The 15,423-nt window shown below is 70.2% G+C and carries 13 protein-coding genes; 4 read left to right on the top strand and 9 right to left on the bottom strand.

Going from position 1 to position 15,423, the window contains the following annotated elements; translation table 11 throughout:
* Positions 1 to 708: 708 nt before the first annotated feature.
* The 3 genes from IE286_RS23345 to IE286_RS23335 all read right to left on the bottom strand — a co-directional run bounded on the left by IE286_RS23345 (position 709) and on the right by IE286_RS23335 (position 3,778).
* Positions 709 to 1,479: a transposase gene (locus IE286_RS23345; protein WP_189798740.1), complete on the bottom strand. Its 771-nt coding sequence runs from the start codon at positions 1,477 to 1,479 to the stop codon at positions 709 to 711.
* A gap of 909 nt (positions 1,480 to 2,388) precedes the next feature.
* Complete coding sequence (locus IE286_RS23340; RefSeq protein WP_189798739.1) at positions 2,389 to 3,003, bottom strand: 3'-5' exonuclease family protein; 615 nt, start codon at positions 3,001 to 3,003, stop codon at positions 2,389 to 2,391.
* A gap of 19 nt (positions 3,004 to 3,022) precedes the next feature.
* Positions 3,023 to 3,778, bottom strand: coding sequence for a hypothetical protein (locus IE286_RS23335; RefSeq protein ID WP_189798738.1), 756 nt, complete (start codon positions 3,776 to 3,778; stop codon positions 3,023 to 3,025).
* A gap of 424 nt (positions 3,779 to 4,202) precedes the next feature.
* On the opposite strand from IE286_RS23335, the gene rlmN reads away from it, so the two are divergent.
* The 4 genes from rlmN (at position 4,203) to IE286_RS23315 (ending at position 9,371) form a co-directional block, all read left to right on the top strand.
* Positions 4,203 to 5,309: a dual-specificity RNA methyltransferase RlmN gene (gene rlmN / locus IE286_RS23330; RefSeq protein WP_189798737.1), complete on the top strand. Its 1,107-nt coding sequence runs from the start codon at positions 4,203 to 4,205 to the stop codon at positions 5,307 to 5,309.
* A gap of 299 nt (positions 5,310 to 5,608) precedes the next feature.
* A complete protein-coding gene (locus IE286_RS23325) occupies positions 5,609 to 6,685 on the top strand; it encodes a thiamine ABC transporter substrate-binding protein (protein ID WP_189798736.1) in 1,077 nt (358 codons plus the stop codon).
* Between the two features lie 62 nt (positions 6,686 to 6,747).
* Positions 6,748 to 8,352 (top strand): ABC transporter permease, encoded by a 1,605-nt coding sequence (locus IE286_RS23320; RefSeq protein WP_189798735.1) that lies wholly within the window; start codon positions 6,748 to 6,750, stop codon positions 8,350 to 8,352.
* Complete coding sequence (locus IE286_RS23315; protein WP_189798734.1) at positions 8,349 to 9,371, top strand: ABC transporter ATP-binding protein; 1,023 nt, start codon at positions 8,349 to 8,351, stop codon at positions 9,369 to 9,371. Before IE286_RS23320 ends, IE286_RS23315 begins: the two co-directional genes overlap by 4 nt.
* A 97-nt stretch (positions 9,372 to 9,468) precedes the next feature.
* On the opposite strand, the gene IE286_RS23310 is transcribed toward IE286_RS23315, so the two are convergent.
* The 6 genes from IE286_RS23310 to IE286_RS23285 form a co-directional block, all read right to left on the bottom strand.
* A complete protein-coding gene (locus IE286_RS23310; RefSeq protein ID WP_229863452.1) occupies positions 9,469 to 10,140 on the bottom strand; it encodes an LAETG motif-containing sortase-dependent surface protein in 672 nt (223 codons plus the stop codon).
* Between the two features lie 257 nt (positions 10,141 to 10,397).
* Positions 10,398 to 10,805: a VOC family protein gene (locus IE286_RS23305; RefSeq protein WP_189798732.1), complete on the bottom strand. Its 408-nt coding sequence runs from the start codon at positions 10,803 to 10,805 to the stop codon at positions 10,398 to 10,400.
* A 164-nt stretch (positions 10,806 to 10,969) separates the two neighbouring features.
* Positions 10,970 to 12,424 carry a hypothetical protein gene (locus tag IE286_RS23300; RefSeq protein ID WP_189798731.1) on the bottom strand — a complete coding sequence of 485 codons (1,455 nt, stop codon included), beginning with the start codon at positions 12,422 to 12,424 and terminating at the stop codon, positions 10,970 to 10,972.
* The gene (locus IE286_RS23295; protein WP_189798730.1) at positions 12,406 to 13,149 is read right to left on the bottom strand and encodes an ABC transporter ATP-binding protein; all 744 of its coding nucleotides are present in this window, start codon (positions 13,147 to 13,149) and stop codon (positions 12,406 to 12,408) included. The genes IE286_RS23300 and IE286_RS23295 overlap by 19 nt, the downstream gene beginning before the upstream one ends.
* 247 nt (positions 13,150 to 13,396) lie before the next feature.
* Positions 13,397 to 14,767: an aspartate aminotransferase family protein gene (locus IE286_RS23290; protein ID WP_189798744.1), complete on the bottom strand. Its 1,371-nt coding sequence runs from the start codon at positions 14,765 to 14,767 to the stop codon at positions 13,397 to 13,399.
* Entirely contained in the window at positions 14,764 to 15,291 is a 528-nt protein-coding gene (locus IE286_RS23285; RefSeq protein ID WP_189798729.1) for an Lrp/AsnC family transcriptional regulator, read from the bottom strand. Before IE286_RS23285 ends, IE286_RS23290 begins: the two co-directional genes overlap by 4 nt.
* Positions 15,292 to 15,423 lie beyond the last annotated feature (132 nt).

Below are 15,423 nucleotides of genomic sequence, written 5' to 3'. Positions count from 1 at the left end.
TGACGATGAGCATGGTGACCCACTCCACGAGTGCATGCGGCAGGTCGAGTGCGGCAGGATAGATGACCAACGAGGCCTCTGAGCAGCGTGATTGAGACGTCAGACATCTCGATCAACTGCCCGGGGGCCTCGCTCGTTGAGCTTGGCGGGCGTCACCTGATCGGGGCCCAACTCGAAGAAGCTTAGTGTGTCATCGTGGCCGTAGGTCTGCATTCCAGGGATTGCCTCCGGGCCCTTTCCCGGATCCTTTCGCGGGCGCTTCAACCTGGTGCTTTCGTCGCGGAATCATGGGAGGTCGACGTCGACTCCACGATCTGCCGGGCTCATCAGCACGCCCTGGCGCCGCCGCGACGGGCAGGCCCGTGATCCACCGTCGGACGGCACCCGCGCCGAGCCCGAGCATCACGGCCGGGCCGGCCACGAGGGGCCTCACCACCGCGAGATCCACCTGGCCTGCGAGCAAGGCCAAGGGCCGCTGTCTCCTCTGGTCACCGCAGGCCGGCGCGGTGACAGTCCTCGGGCAGACCAGCAGCGACCGCTGCAGATCAGGTGCTGTGGGTGACAGCCGCAGGTCACCCCAGTCGATCTGCGACACTGGTACGACCATGCCCAAGCCCGGAGAACTGGCAGTAGCCGGGCAGCAATAAGCCCCTAAGGGCTGTCCCGTAAATCGCTTCTGACGTGCCGGGTGACCTGCTCGTTTGCCGGTCACCCGGCGAGGGCGAGGTTGTGCAGGCGGGCGACGCTGAGCATGGCGTGATGCACGCCGTCACCCCTGAGCCGGCAGTCGCGGAGAATCTTCCAGCCCTTCATGCGGGCGAAGGCGTGCTCGATCCGGGCCCGCACCCGGCGGTGCGAGGCGTTGTGCTCCTCCTTCCAGGACGGCGATTCCTCGTCCTTGTGCCGGCGGTAGTGCGGAATGACCAGGCCGGTGCCCCGGTAGCCGCCGTCGGCGATCACCGTGGTCCTGCCGACGGCGGCCTTGGCGCCGGAGTCCTCCCATGCCTTGCAGTCGTTGCGGTTGCCGGGCAGGGGCCGGCCTACGGCGATGACTAGTCGGGTGTCGGCGTCGATGATGACCTGGTGGTTGGTGGAGTACCGGTAGTTCTTCGACTGCTCGGCCACCTGGTGGTCACGGGTGGGGATCAGGGTGCCGTCCACGATCAGCACGGTGTCCTTGCGGAACCTCTTGCGCTGCTGCAGCGCGAGTGAGGGTGCGAGGTTGTCGATGATGCGGTCCGCGGCCGACTTGGACACCCCGAACGGCGGGGCCAGTTGGCGCAGGGTGAGGTTCGTGCGCCAGTACGCGGCGACCAGGAGCACGCGGTCCTCCAGGGGCAGGCTCCAGGGCGGGCCCTTGCGCACCGGGTCCGCACCCTCGCGCCGCAGCGCGGTGACCAGCTTGCCGGACTGCCGCGGGCTCAGCCCGGTGAACGGGGCTGTCCAGGAGGGCTCCGACGCCGTGATCACACCAGCCACGACATGATCATCTCACCCATGACCAGCAGTTACGGGACAGCCCCTACCAGCACGTTCAGTGCGGATGGGGGCCTGGTTAAGGTCACTGGGCCGTCTCTGGGCCGTCAGGCTCGCGCGGGGCTGGGAGAAGCACCCGATCCACGGCCTTCCTCATCCGCTCCTGGCTCGACGGCATCAGGTGCGCATACACCCGCAATGTCAGCCCAGGGTCGGAGTGCCCCAGGTACTCGCTCACGGCCTTAATGCTTTCGCTGGTGTCCAGCAGCAGCGAGGCGTAGAAGTGATTGAGCGCGTATATGCCATGCTCGCGAGCGGATGCATGCTTGCCGCACTCCCCGGCCTCCGAAATAAAGGCCCGCGCCCGGCGCGGGCGCGCGCCGCCTTATCAGCGGGGCTGCCGCCCTGTCTTCGCCAGCGGCGGCCCCGCCCGGCGGCGCGCTGCGTGCAAGCGGGCGAAGGTAGGGACGTCATCCGCGGGCACAAGAAGATGCCTCCGGCGGGGGATCAGCCGGCACCGGGATGGAGGGGCGCCGCCGACTGCGGCTCTGTAGGGGCGTGCGCGAGGAGCTCCCACCCCATCCACCGTCGACCCAGGCAGAGCCGAGCAGACGCGGCCTATGGCGTCCAGGTCGTGCGTACAGTGGCGTCCTCTACCTGAACGCTATGGACCACACCCGCTCCACGGTGTGTGGGTCGACGGCGGACGGGATGGGAGCTGGAGTAGTGGGTTGTTGTAGGTCCTTCCTCGCACCTCGCCGTTGTGACTGGAGAATTGATGCTTCGGCCCACCACCGAGGCTGTACGCGGTGCTGACGCCATACTTGGACAGCCTGAACAAGACGCCTCAAGTCGCCGAACGCGCGCTTAGCCGTACCAGCCACGAACGCAGTATTTTGCTCGGTCCTCACCTCAGTACCTGAAGGGGTCGGCGACACCATGCAGGCGAGCCTCAACATGAGTGGACAGGAACGCACAGCAGCGTTCGTAGAGCCCTAGGAGTTGGCGGCCTTCAAGTTTTCTGCGAAGCAAGTCGTACAAGTCTAGAAGCTTCGCTACGTCCATGATGGCGTATTCGACTTGCTGACGAGTCAGGTCAGGCGAGAGCCAGTCGGTGAAGCGGAGTGACTTATCGAGAGCCAAATCAAAGTTAGACATCATCAGATGCTTGAGAGAGTAATCCTCCGCTCGGGCACCTGGATTGAGGAGCTTGGCGGCAATCTTTGTGCATGCCACATTTTTGGCGCTCGCACCCCAGGACGCTGCCATGAACGACAGATCGAAGGGTGCATGATGGAATACCTTAAGTACACTCGCATTGGCCAAGAGGCAGCTCAAGTTGGGAGGAGTCTCGCTAGCCAGTCCGGTCACGACAAACGCGCCACCCTCGGACGTGAAGAGCTGGCATGTGCCGATTCGGGCAGTCTTCGGGTCGAGACCGTTCGTCTCGATGTCCCAAGCAACTCGACCCGCTGCCTCTATTTCTCGACGGATTTCGGGGGTGATGTCGCCGGGTAGAATCTGCACATAGTCAGCTGCATTTACGCTATGGGTAGAGTTTGACGCTGGCATTCAAGACCCCTTCGAGATCTGCGCTGAAGAAATCGTATAAAGTCCCGCCTTCTCGACAGCTGAGAGCAGGCACAGTCGCGCTTCGGTTGTCCTTGTGGTGATAGAGGGTAACGATGAAAACGTCATCAACTCGATACGCTGTGAACGCTCTGAACACAGCCGACACATAGATTTCGACTCGTCCAGACCCCGCACCTCCATCGAGATCTTTGTACCCATCGATGGCTTCCGTAAGCTTGTTGCGCACTCGATCTTCGGTCATGTTGAAGCGAGTGGCAAAGATTTTGACGCACTCCACATCGTTCGGGTCGGGCAAGCACACCCTGATTTTAGAATCAGAGCGAGACGCGATTCTCGCCAGTCGAGCCTGATTCGTGTTACGCCAAGTAGTAGCCCATGCTGCGAAAATATCTACTTTCTTTGCGCCGTCGAGCCGGCGCTCCCAATCGATAACCTTCGAATAGTCCGTGCCTATGGAGTCTAGGCCGGCAGACTCCATATCATTCTTAAAGCGGAGAACTTCCAGCATTTCCTGGAAAAATGACCGCCTCCCGACCAACTCCCAAAGCACTGCAAGAGCGACGGAAGCAATCAACAATCCGCCGACTTGATTCGCGAGAGTGCCGAAAGATTCGTGACGCTCAAACCATGCCAGTTCTGATACGTATAGAAAGAGTCCGCCGACTCCCGCGGACACTATTGCGATCAACCAGTACTTCAGGTTGGTCACACGGCGGTATGGATTGTTCGTCACAGATGCCCTCCCCTACAGACGCGACGGTAGCGTGTGCCACTGACAGTGGCTTCCGTCTGCTTCTCCGCGTGACTGTAGCGAGCGGCGCCCGGCCCAGTCATGGCCTCGTAACAGACTGGTACTCCGGCGCCTTCTACGTCTCCGATCGTTCGCGACGTCGTGAACCGCGTAGCCCGGAAGCGCCAGCTGCCGATGGTGCCCGACACCTGACCAGCAGCCGTCGCCGCAAGGTCAGGGTTCGCCGCCTCGACGAGTGGGAGGCCGCCGGCGAGTGATCGGCGCTGCGCCGTCTCTGGGCCGTCCGAGGCCGCTCAGCGGCGACCGGCGACGACTACTAACGACAGTCGTAGGGAGCGACAGCCGCAGGTCACCCCAGTCGATCTGCGACACTGGTACGACCATGCCCAAGCCCGGAGAACTCACATTCGTCGCGCCGCGCGGAGCCAAGAAGCCGCCGCGGCACCTTGCCGATCTCACGCCTGCCGAGCGCAAGGAGGCGGTCGCCGCGATCGGTGAGAAGCCGTTTCGCGCCAAGCAGCTCTCGCAGCACTACTTCGCGCGGTACGCCCACGACCCGGAGCAGTGGACCGACATCCCCGCGGCCTCGCGGGGCAAGCTGCGCGAGGCGCTGCTGCCGGAGCTGATGACGGTCGTGCGGCATCTGTCGACCGACCAGGGCACCACCCGCAAGACGCTGTGGCGGCTGTTCGACGGCACGCTCGTGGAATCGGTGCTGATGCGCTACCCGGACCGGGTGACCATGTGCGTCAGCTCTCAGGCCGGGTGCGGCATGAACTGCCCGTTCTGTGCCACGGGGCAGGCCGGGCTCGACCGGAACCTGTCGACCGCCGAGATCGTGCACCAGATCGTCGACGGCATGCGGGCCCTGCGCGACGGGGAGGTGCCCGGAGGACCCGCGCGGCTGTCCAACATCGTGTTCATGGGCATGGGCGAGCCGCTGGCCAACTACAACCGGGTCGTGCGGGCCATCCGGGCGCTGACGGACCCCGAGCCGGACGGCCTGGGGCTGTCCCAGCGCGGCATCACCGTCTCCACGGTGGGCCTGGTACCGGCGATCCACCGGTTCGCCGACGAGGGGCTCAAGTGCCGGCTGGCCATCTCCCTGCACGCCCCCGACGACGAGCTGCGCGACACCCTCGTCCCGGTGAACACCCGGTGGAAGGTGCGGGAGGTGCTGGACGCCGGCTTCGCCTACAGCCAGAAGTCGGGGCGCCGGCTGTCCATCGAGTACGCGCTGATCCGGGACATCAACGACCAGGCGTGGCGCGGCGACCGGCTCGGCCGGCTGCTCAAGGGCAAGCCGGTGCACGTCAACCTGATCCCGCTGAACCCGACGCCCGGTTCGAAGTGGACCGCGTCCCGGCCCGAGGACGAGAAGGCGTTCGTGGAGGCGATCGAGGCCCACGGCGTGCCGGTGACCATCCGGGACACCCGCGGCCAGGAGATCGACGGCGCCTGCGGGCAGCTGGCCGCCGCCGAGCGGTAGGCCGCCGGCCGGGGCGGGGCGACGACCGCACCGTACGGCCGCCCGCGGGCGGGCGGTAATCTGATCTGCGACAACTGCCCATACCATTCCGACACAACTGCACACACCATTCCGACAGGGGAGCGCCACAGCGCTGAGAGTGCGGCGGACAGGGCCGCAGACCCTCTGAACCTCGCCCAGGTCATTCTGGGTAGGGAGTTCGGTCATCACTCGAGCTGTAGCGCCCTGCCCGGAACCTCACACAGGGGTCCGGGCAGGGCCGCGTCTCTTCCTGGCAACCATCCAGGAGGACACTCCACGTGCACCACAGAACCCTCGCCGCCGTCGCGGCCGGCCTCGGCCTGATCGCGCTGTCCGCCTGCGGCTCCGGCAGCACCGGATCCAAGGCCGCGGACAGCAAGACCGTGACCGTCGTCAGCCACGACTCCTGGGCGGCCTCCAAGAGCGTCATCGAGGACTTCGAGAAGCGGTCCGGGTACAAGGTCGACATCCTCAAGGACGGCGACGCGGGCCAGGCGGTCAACAAGGCCCTGCTCACCAAGGACAACCCGCAGGGCGACGTCTTCTTCGGCGTCGACAACACGCTGCTGTCCCGTGCGCTCACCGGCGGCCTGTTCCAGCCGTACCGGGCCAAGGGGCTCGACCAGGTGCTGCCGCAGTACCTGGCCGACCAGGGCAAGAACCGCGTCACCCCCGTCGACACCGGCGACATCTGCGTCAACTACGACAAGAAGTACTTCGCCGACCACCACCTGACCCCGCCCTCGTCCTTCGACGACCTGGCCGAGCCGCAGTACAAGAACCTGCTGGTCGTCGAGAACCCCGCCACCGCCTCGCCCGGGCTCGGCTTCCTCCTCGGCACCGCCGCCCGGTACGGCGACTCCGGCTGGCAGGCGTACTGGAAGAAGCTGAAGGCCAACGGCGTGAAGGTGGTCGACGGCTGGGAGCAGGCCTACAACCAGGAGTTCTCCGGCTCCGCCGGCGGCCGCAAGGCCAAGGGCGACCGGCCGCTGGTCGTCTCCTACGCCTCCTCGCCGCCCGCCGAGGTCGTCTACGCCGACCCGAAGCCGCAGACCGCGCCGACCGGGGTGGCGTACGGCACCTGCTTCCGGCAGACCGAGTACGCGGGGCTGCTCGCCAACGCCCGCAACCCGGAGGGCGGCAAGGCGTTCCTCGACTTCCTGCTGAGCAAGCAGTTCCAGGAGGACATGCCGCTCAACATGTTCGTCTACCCGGTGCGCAAGGGCGCCGCGGTGCCCGAGGATTTCACCCGCTTCGGCAAGCCCGCCCCGCGCCCCGAGACGATGGCCCCCGACACGATCGCCGACAACCGTGACCAGTGGGTCAAGTCGTGGACCTCGCTCGTCCTGAAGTAGCCCGCCGAGGGGCGTCACGTCCCCGCCGGCGGCGCTCGGGGAACGCGGCGCGGCTCGGTCTGATGGCCGTGCCCGTCGCGTTCTTCGTGGTGTTCTTCGCCTACCCCGTCGCCGCGATCGTCCGGCGCGGGCTGCACACCGACGGGGCCTGGCACCTCGGGCGGATCGCGGACGTGCTCGGCGACAGCGGCATCCGGCACGTGCTGTGGTTCACCACCTGGCAGGCGCTCGCCTCCACCGCGCTCACCCTGCTGATCGCCCTGCCCGGCGCCTATGTCTTCGCCCGGTTCGACTTCCCCGGCCGGCAGGTGCTGCGGGCCGTGGTCACCGTGCCGTTCGTGCTGCCCACGGTCGTGGCCGGCACCGCGTTCCTGGCGCTGCTCGGGCGCGGCGGCCTGCTGGACGAGCTGTGGGGGGTGCGGCTGGACACCACGGTGTGGGCGATCCTCCTCGCCCACGTCTTCTTCAACTACGCGGTCGTCGTCCGCACGGTCGGCGGGCTGTGGGCGCAGCTGGACCCGCGGCAGGAGGAGGCCGCGCGCACGCTCGGCGCCACCCCGCTGACCGCCTGGCGCACCGTGACCCTGCCCGCGCTGGCGCCCGCGGTCGCCGCCGCCGCGCTCATGGTGTTCCTGTTCACCTTCACCTCCTTCGGTGTGGTGCAGATCCTCGGCGGCCCCGCCTACTCCACCCTGGAGGTGGAGATCTACCGGCAGACCTCGGAGCTCTTCGACCTGTCCACGGCCGCGGTGCTCACCCTGGTGCAGTTCGTGTGCGTGGGCGCGATCCTGGCCGTGCACGCCTGGACGGTACGGCGCCGGGAGACCGCGCTGAAACTGGTGGACGCGGCCGGCACGGCCCGCCGCCCGCGCGGCGCCGGCCAGTGGACGCTGCTCGGCGCCGTCCTCGTCAGTGTCGCCGTGCTGCTCGTGCTGCCGCTGACCGTGCTGGTGCAGCGCTCGCTCACCGCCCCGGACTTCGGCTACTACCGGGCGCTGACGAACGCCGACGGCGGCACCTTCCTCGTCGCGCCGCTGCACGCCGTCGGCGCCTCCCTGTCCTACGCCGCGGCGGCGACCGCGATCGCCGTGGTGGTCGGCGCCCTGGCCGCCGCGGCGCTCGCCCGCCGGGACGCCGGCCGGATCGTGCGCGGCTTCGACGCGCTGCTGATGCTGCCGCTCGGGGTCTCCGCCGTCACCGTCGGCTTCGGCTTCCTGATCGCCCTGGACGAACCCCCGCTGGACCTCAGGCAGTCCTGGATCCTCGTGCCGCTGGCCCAGGCCCTGGTCGGGGTGCCGTTCGTGGTGCGCACCATGCTGCCCGTGCTGCGCGCGGTGGACGTCCGGCTGCGTCAGGCGGCCGCGGTGCTCGGCGCGTCGCCCTGGCGGGTGTGGCGCGAGGTGGACCTGCCGCTGGTGCGCCGGGCGCTGCTGGTGTCCGCCGGGTTCGCCTTCGCGGTGTCGCTCGGCGAGTTCGGGGCGACCGTGTTCATCGCCCGGCCGGACAACCCGACGCTGCCGGTGGCCGTGGCCCGGCTGCTCTCCCGGCCCGGCGACCTCAACTACGGGCAGGCGATGGCCCTGTCGACGATCCTGATGGTGGTGTGCGCCGTGGCCCTGCTGGTGCTGGAGAAACTGCGCGGCGCGGAGAAGACGGGGGAGCTGTGACGCTGCTGACCCTTCAGGCCGCGTCCGTGCGCCTGGGCGGCCGGACCGTACTGGACGCCGTGGATTTGGCGGTCGCCGAGCACGAGACGGTGTGCGTGCTCGGCCCCAGCGGCAGCGGCAAGTCCACGCTGCTGCGCACGGTGGCAGGACTGCAGCCGCTGGACGGCGGGCGGGTGCTGCTCGACGGCCGGGACCAGGCGGGGGTGCCGGTGCACCGGCGCGAGGTGGGCCTGATGTTCCAGGACCACCAGCTCTTCCCGCAGCGGGACGTGGCCGCGAACGTCGCCTTCGGTCTGCGCATGCGCGGCACCGCGAAGGCCGAACGGGACGTACGGGTGAAGGAGCTGCTGGAGCTGGTCGGGCTCCCCGGGGCCGGTGCCCGGTCGGTGGCCGCGCTGTCCGGCGGCGAGCAGCAGCGGGTCGCCCTGGCCCGGGCGCTGGCGCCGCGGCCGCGTCTGCTGATGCTGGACGAGCCGCTCGGCCAGCTCGACCGCTCGCTGCGGGAGCGGCTGGTCGTCGAACTCCGGGAGCTGTTCGCCCGCCTCGGCACCACCGTTCTCGCGGTCACGCACGACCAGGGCGAGGCCTTCGCGCTGGCCGACCGGGTGGTGGTGATGCGTCAGGGACGGATCGCGCAGACCGGTACGCCGCTTCAGGTGTGGCAGCGGCCGGCGGACGCCTTCGTCGCCCGGTTCCTCGGCTTCGAGAACGTGGTCGAGGCGCGCGTCGACGGTCAGCGGGCCCACACGCCGTGGGGCACGGTGCCGGTGCCGGAGGATTCCCCCCAGGGTCCGTGCTCCCTGCTCGTACGGCCCGCCGGGGTGCGTCTGGTCCCGGCCGGCGAGGGGCTGCGCTGCACGGTCGCCGCCCGCACCTTCAAGGGCACCCATGTGACCGTCCACCTCCAGCCGGACGACGCCCCGCGTCTGGAGGCGGCCTGCGTCCTGCGTGCGGCACCGGAGACCGGTGACGAGGTGGGGGTGGAGTTCGACCCGTCCGAGGTCGTGGTGCTGGGCTGACCGCTGCCCGGCGGCGTCCCGCCCGAGGACGGCCGCCGTGGTACGGCTGTGGCCCGCCCCCGGTGCGGGGACGGGCCACAGCCGGTGTGCGGGAGCGTCAGCCGTTGTCGCTCGCCCCGCGGCGGCGCATGCCGAAGAAGACCGCGCCACCGCCGACGACGACCAGGGCGGCCGCGATGCCGGCGATCAGACCGGTGTGGGAGTCCGCACCGGTCTCGGCCAGGTTGCGCTGGCCGGCGTCGGCCGACGGGGCGTTCGCCGGGGCCGCCGCCGGGGCGGTGCTGCTCTGGTCGGCGGACGGGGCCGTCGGGGCCGTCGGGGCCGGCGCGGACGCCGAGGCCGAGTCCGACGGAGCCGGGGTCGCCGGCTGCGACGGGCTCGCGGGGGTGCTCGGAGTCGCCGGGGCACAAGCCGTCGCCGGGGTGACCAGGTTCGGCTCGATGTCCTCGTCCACCAGCCTGCCGCCGGCCTTGACGTGGATGCGGTAGGTGGCGCCGGGCTGCCAGTCCTCGGCGAAGGTCACCGAGGCGCCCCGGGCGGTGCCCCGGACGTCCTGCTCGCCGATCAGCTTCTCTTCGCCGTTGCTTTGCAGGTAGACGCTGATGTGCGCGGGCGTGCCCGCGCGGTCCGTGTCGGTGACGACGATGGAGCCCTTGCCGTCCTCGCACTTGGCTGCGGCGGAGAAGTCGCTGATGTTACATGCCGAGGCGGTGCCGGCGACGCCCAGAGCGAGCGCTGCGGACGCGGAGGCGACACCGAGGAGGCGCACGGAACGTGCGGTACGGCGGGATATGGACACGATGGCCACTTTGCCCTTCACGGGTTGCGTGATGTCGGGGGAGTTGAGGGGGCGTCGGGGACTCGCACGACCGGACCCGGCACCCCCGGCAGACCCACAGGTCTATAAGCGTCTCCTCCGTAGTGTCAACGCGAGTGTCCAGACTGCGCATTTGCTTTGCCCATTCATTGCCCGCCGGGAGGTTTCGGCCTGTCACCCGGCGCCGGCTCGGCCTCGTGCCGGCGACGTCAGCCTCGTGCCGGCGACGGATCCATCCACACGAACTCCCAGGTGTGGCCGTCGAGGTCGTCGAAGGCGCGGCCGTACATGTGCTCGTGGTCGTGGACCCGGCCGGTCGCCGTGCCGCCCGCCGCGATCGCCTTGCCGACCAGCTCGTCCACCTTCTCGCACCTCTCGGCGCTCAGGCAGATCAGGGTCTCCCGCGTCGTCGCGGAGTCCGCGATCTCCTTGTCGGTCTGCTCGGCGAAGCGCCGCTTGCTCTGCAGGATCACGACGATGGTGTCGCTGATGACGACGGAGGCGCAGTCGTCGTCCGGGAACCGCGGGTTGACGGTGAATCCGAGCGCGGTGAAGAACCTCGTGGTGGCGGCCACGTCGTTCGTCGCCAGGTTCACGAAGATCATCTGCTGGTGCATGCGGTCTCCCTGTCTCGTGCGGCGCGGGTGTGCCTCGTCCTGCCGCGCCGCGGTCGAGAGGGCAGACCGCGGTGGCACGCGGAACTCATCGCCGCCGGGCGCACTTGTGTGCCCCTGTGTGCGGCCGTGCGCTCCGGTCGCCGCGCTGTGGGCGCGCACCCGGTTCAGCGGGCCAGCGGCAGCGCGGCGAGGTCGGCGATCACCAGGGTCAGCGGGGTGAACAGCGCGAGCAGGGCACCCGCGCGCAGGGCGGCGGCCGAGCGCAGCGCGGTGGCGGGCGCGCCGAGCCGCCGCAGTGCCGTACGGACCTCGGCGCGGTCCTGCCGCGCCTCCACCGCGGCGATCAGCAGGGTGGCCACGGAGCAGCCGGCCACCAGGGCGATGCCCAGCGCGGTCAGCGGGCCGATGCCGGGTGTGGCCCGGCCCTGGAGGGTCGCCAGGGCGAACGCCCCCGACGCCACGGCGCACACCACGCCCAGCGGACGGCCGATGCGGCTCGCCTCCGCCATCAGGATCCGGCCGGCCAGCAGCCGGACCGCGCCCGGCTGCGCGGACTGGAGCAGGCGCCCGCACAGCTGGGTCAGGCCCGGGCCGGCGAGGGCGAGCCCGAGGGCGGTCAGCAGCCAGCCGACCAGGACGGGACCGGAGTCGGCGGTCAGGCCGCCGGGCAGGGCGGCGGCGGAGGGGCCCGAGGCCGCGGGGGAGCCGGCGGTCCGGTCGGCCCAGGCCTCCACGGCCAGTCCGGCGGCCAGCGCGGCGATGCCCCAGGGCAGCCCCGCCGCGGACGTGCGCGGCGGCGCGGGCCGCTGCAGGTCGCTGCCCCGGCCGGGGGCGGTGCCGCCCGGCCCGCCCCAGCCGCCCGGTTCACCGGGCACGTCCGGCCGGTCCGCCGCGTCCGGCGCCTGTGGCGCGGGGTGGGGAACCGATTCGCCTGCGGCGCTCCGGTGCGCGGCCGCGGCCCGGGGCCGGTCGTCGCCGGGGGTGCCGCCGTGGCCGCCCGCGGTGTTGGCGGGGGCCGCGCCCTCGGCTGCGTCCGGAGCGCCGGCCGGGGCGTGCGCCTTCCGGGCCGTGAAGCGTCCGAAGCCCCGGGACGGCTCGCGCTGTTCGCGCGGGCGCAGGGCGAAGGCCACCGCACCGGCGGCCAGGGCGGGGACGACCAGCAGCAGCGTCGGCGTGCCCGGCACCGGCAGCGGCTCGTGTGCCCCGAGGGCACCGGCCGCCTCCCCGCTCAGCGGCAGCCCGGCACCGCCGAGGTCCCCGCGCAGATAGAGGAAGGCGAGCAGGCCGAGCACGGTGCCGCAGCAGGACACCAGGGCGGTGGTGGCGGCCGAGACGGCCATCAGCCGGCCCGGTCCCAGGCCCAGCGCCGACAGTCCGGGACGCGGCCGGGTGCCCGGGTCGGTGCGGGCCACCGCGGTCGCCAGGTACACGGTGGCGGCGAGGGGCACCACGCACCAGGACAGCCGCAGCGACGCCGCCGCGGCCTCGGCGGGGCGGGCCAGCGCGTGGCCGAGACTGCACAGCATCAGAAAGGCGGTGCCCGCGCTGGCGGCCGCCACGGTCAGCCGGCGCAGCTGGACGGCCGGGCGGGCGACGCGGGTCAGACGGAGAGCGAGCACGCCGTCCGGCCCTCCGTCGAGTCGTCGGTCGGGGGAAGCTGGACGGTCTTGACGCACCGTCCGTCGAGCAGCGCCACCGTGCGGTCGGCGAGGGCCGCGGTCTCGGCGTCGTGGGTGGCCAGGACGACCGTGATGCCGTGCGAGCGGGCCGCGGTGGTCAGGGTGCGCAGGATGTGACCGCGGTCGGCCCGGTGCAGCGGTGCGGTCGGCTCGTCGGCGAAGAGCACGGTGGGGGCGGGGGCGAGCGCGCGGGCGATGCAGACCCGCTGCCGCTCGGACTGACGCAGCTGGTGCGGGCGTTTGCGGGCCAGTTCGCCGACGTCCAGGCGCTCCAGCCACTCCAGGGCGGTGCCTTTGGCGCGGCGCCGGCCGGTGCCGCGCAGCATCAGCGGCAGGGCGGTGTTCTCCCAGACGTTCAGCTCCGGCACGAGGACGGGGGCGGGGTCGATCCAGCCGAACCGGTCGCGGCGCAGCCGCTCGCGGGCCAGGGGGCCGAGGGTGTGCACGGGCGCGCTGTTGAACCACACCTCGCCCTCGCGGACCCGGTTCAGCCCGGCCAGACAGCGCAGCAGGGTGGTCTTCCCGCTGCCGCTCGGCCCCGCGACGGCGAGGATCTCGCCCTGCCGCACGCCGAGCGAGACACCGCTGAGCGCGGGCGAGCCGTCTTTGTGGGTGTAGTGCAAGGCACGTGCCCAGAGCACGTCGTTGTCCGGCGGGGCCACCATGGCGTACACCTCGGTTCGGAGCGGTCATGCCGCGCGGGTTGCCGTGCGGTCCGGGAATCCTTCGTACGAATCCCCCGTATGGGGGAACGAAGGCGGGGCCGATCGGTCACGACGCTAGGCAGCCGGTGCCGGACGCCCGGACAGCACACGGCTCCCGGCCGCCGTTTCCCACTCGAACGGACCGCTTCCGGGCCGGTGATTGTCATCTGATCGGAGGTGTGTACCGGAAGCGGCCGCTCCGGCGGTGTCACAGCTTGGCCCATGCCTCCGTCAGGGTCGCGCGCAGGATCTGCTCGATCTCGTCGAAGGTGCGCTGGTCGGAGATCAGCGGCGGGGCGAGCTGGACCACCGGGTCGCCGCGGTCGTCGGCCCGGCAGTACAGGCCGTTGTCGAACAGCGCCCTGGACAGGAAGCCGTACAGGACGCGCTCGGTCTCCTCCGCGTCGAAGGTCTCCTTGGTGTCCTTGTCCTTCACCAGTTCGATGCCGTAGAAGAAGCCGTTGCCGCGCACGTCGCCGACGATCGGCAGGTCGTGCAGCCTGCGCAGGGTGGCGAGGAAGGCGGTCTCGTGGTCCAGGACGTGCTGGTTGAGCCGCTCGCGTTCGAACAGGTCGAGGTTGGCCAGTGCCACGGCGGCGGAGACCGGGTGCCCGCCGAAGGTGTAGCCGTGCAGGAAGGCGTTGGAGCCCCGGTAGAACGGCTCGGCCAGGCGGTCGGAGACGATGCAGGCGCCGATGGGGGAGTAGCCCGAGGTCATGCCCTTGGCGCAGGTGATCATGTCCGGGACGTAGCCGAACTTGTCGCAGCCGAACATCGTGCCCAGCCGGCCGAAGGCGCAGATGACCTCGTCGGAGACGAGCAGCACGTCGTGGCGGTCGCAGATCTCGCGCACCCGCTGGAAGTAGCCGGGCGGCGGGGGGAAGCAGCCGCCGGCGTTCTGCACCGGCTCCAGGAAGACGGCGGCGACCGTGTCCGGGCCCTCGAAGAGGATCTGCTGCTCTATCTGGTCGGCGGCCCAGCGGCCGAAGGCCTCCGGGTCGTCGCCGTGCACCGGGGCGCGGTAGATGTTGGTGTTCGGCACCTTGTGCGCGCCGGGCACGAGCGGCTCGAACGGCGCCTTCAGCGCGGGCAGTCCGGTCAGGGACAGGGCGCCCTGCGGGGTGCCGTGGTAGGCCACCGCGCGGGAGATCACCTTGTGCTTGGCGGGCTTGCCGGTCAGCTTGAAGTACTGCTTGGCCAGCTTCCACGCGGTCTCGACGGCCTCGCCGCCGCCGGTGGTGAAGAAGACCTTGTTCAGGTCTCCGGGCGCGTGGTGCGCCAGCCGCTCGGCCAGTTCGACGGCCCTGGGGTGGGCGTAGGACCACACCGGGAAGAACGCCAGCTCCCGCGCCTGCCGGGCGGCGGTCTCGGCCAGCTCCGCACGGCCGTGACCGGCCTGGACCACGAACAGGCCCGCCAGTCCGTCCAGGTAGCGCTTGCCCCGGTCGTCGTAGACGTAGGTGCCCTCGCCCCGCACGATCGTCGGGACGGGGGAGTTCTCGTACGAGGACATGCGGGTGAAGTGCATCCACAGGTGGTCGTACGCGGACGTGCCGAGGTCCTTGGCGCTGACGGTCATCGGGTTCCCCACATGTAGGTCTGCTTCTTGAGCTTGAGGTAGACGAAGCTCTCGGTGGAGCGCACGCCGGGCAGGGCGCGGATGCGCTTGCTGACGACGTCCAGCAGATGGTCGTCGTCCTCGCAGACGATCTCGGCGAGGATGTCGAACGAGCCCGCGGTCATCACCACGTACTCGACCTCCGCCATCTCGGTCAGGGCGTCCGCGGCCTTCTCCACGTCGCCCTCGACGGTGATGCCGACCATCGCCTGCCGGCGGAAGCCCACGGTGAGCGGGTCGGTGACGGCGACGATCTGCATGACGCCCTGGTCGAGGAGTTTCTGCACGCGCTGGCGCACGGCCGCCTCGGACAGGCCGACGGCCTTGCCGATCGCGGCGTAGGGCCGGCGGCCGTCCTCCTGCAGCTGCTCGATGATGGCGAGGGAGACGGCGTCCAGGCGGGGGGTGCCGCCTGTGGTGGTGCGGGACTCGCGGGAGGGGTCCTTCTGGTCTGCGCTTCGACTGGCCACGCCCTCACTGTGCACGACGGATCGACAGTTCCGCAAGCCTCGATCGATGAAATCCGTTGTCCGAGCGTAAATGGCTTACGGATTTCGCAGTCGTGGCACCGCGAGGGGTGTTGAAAACGTCGGCGTGCCGACTAGGCTGGGTGTCTC

Source organism: Streptomyces thermodiastaticus, from assembly GCF_014656135.1.
In the GTDB taxonomy this organism is placed as follows: Bacteria; Actinomycetota; Actinomycetes; order Streptomycetales; family Streptomycetaceae; genus Streptomyces; species Streptomyces thermodiastaticus.
Note: the sequence above shows the minus strand (reverse complement) of the source record. Positions and strands in the feature narration are given on the sequence as shown.

Excerpts from the sequence above, each read along its gene's own strand:
- IE286_RS23305 (WP_189798732.1), bottom strand. The coding sequence starts at position 10,805 with ATGCACCAGCAGATGATCTTCGTGAACCTGGCGACGAACGACGTGGCC.
- IE286_RS23295 (WP_189798730.1), bottom strand. The coding sequence starts at position 13,149 with ATGGTGGCCCCGCCGGACAACGACGTGCTCTGGGCACGTGCCTTGCAC.
- IE286_RS23290 (WP_189798744.1), bottom strand. The coding sequence starts at position 14,767 with ATGACCGTCAGCGCCAAGGACCTCGGCACGTCCGCGTACGACCACCTG.
- rlmN (WP_189798737.1), top strand. The coding sequence starts at position 4,203 with ATGCCCAAGCCCGGAGAACTCACATTCGTCGCGCCGCGCGGAGCCAAG.
- IE286_RS23320 (WP_189798735.1), top strand. The coding sequence starts at position 6,748 with ATGGCCGTGCCCGTCGCGTTCTTCGTGGTGTTCTTCGCCTACCCCGTC.